The sequence below is a fragment of the Bradyrhizobium sp. Mp27 genome (assembly GCF_029953005.1).
Lineage (GTDB): Bacteria > Pseudomonadota > Alphaproteobacteria > Rhizobiales > Xanthobacteraceae > Bradyrhizobium > Bradyrhizobium barranii.
This window is the reverse complement of the sequence record NZ_JASAUS010000627.1, coordinates 1-484: the sequence shown is the minus strand read 5'-3', so window position 1 is coordinate 484 and position 484 is coordinate 1. Positions and strand designations below refer to the sequence as shown.

1 pseudogene is annotated in these 484 nt (G+C 62.2%); it reads left to right on the top strand.

The features are described 5' to 3' along the window. Positions 1-205: 205 nt before the first annotated feature. Positions 206-358 (top strand): annotated as a pseudogene (locus tag QJT78_RS52070) (ISNCY family transposase); the annotation flags it as partial. Positions 359-484: the final 126 nt, after the last annotated feature.

The following is a 484-nucleotide window of genomic DNA, read 5'->3' as shown; positions in this document are numbered from 1 at the left end:
CGACCTGATCTGCGGCTTGCCCGGCGCGCTGCTGCCGCTCGGTCCTTGACCGGCGGGGCGTCCGCCCCCGTTCGCCCAACCCATCCCTCAAGCGCGTTGCAAAGTACCGGTCGTCAGGCGGCGAAAAGCCGAAGGCAATCCTGTGCGCCTCGTCAGACAAGATGTGCGGCCGCATCAATCGGGCCCAAAAGCCGCACTCTCACGAATAGGACGGGCTAGGAAGGAACTGACGGCAGCTGTGGGCGAACGCTACCGATCGAGCGATCGCGTGGAGAAGGCGCGGATATTGGATGAGTTCGTCAATGTCACTGGATATCATCGCAAGCATGCGATGCGGCTGCTGCGGGGCCACGATGGGTCGCGAACAGGTCGTGAGCTATGCGGGAAACTGGGTGATGACGGAATGAGATAGGCGGCGTATCGAGGCGGGTGTCGAGCCTGCCAGAACCTCAAGGAGAGCGATACGCCATGAACGAGCATAGCA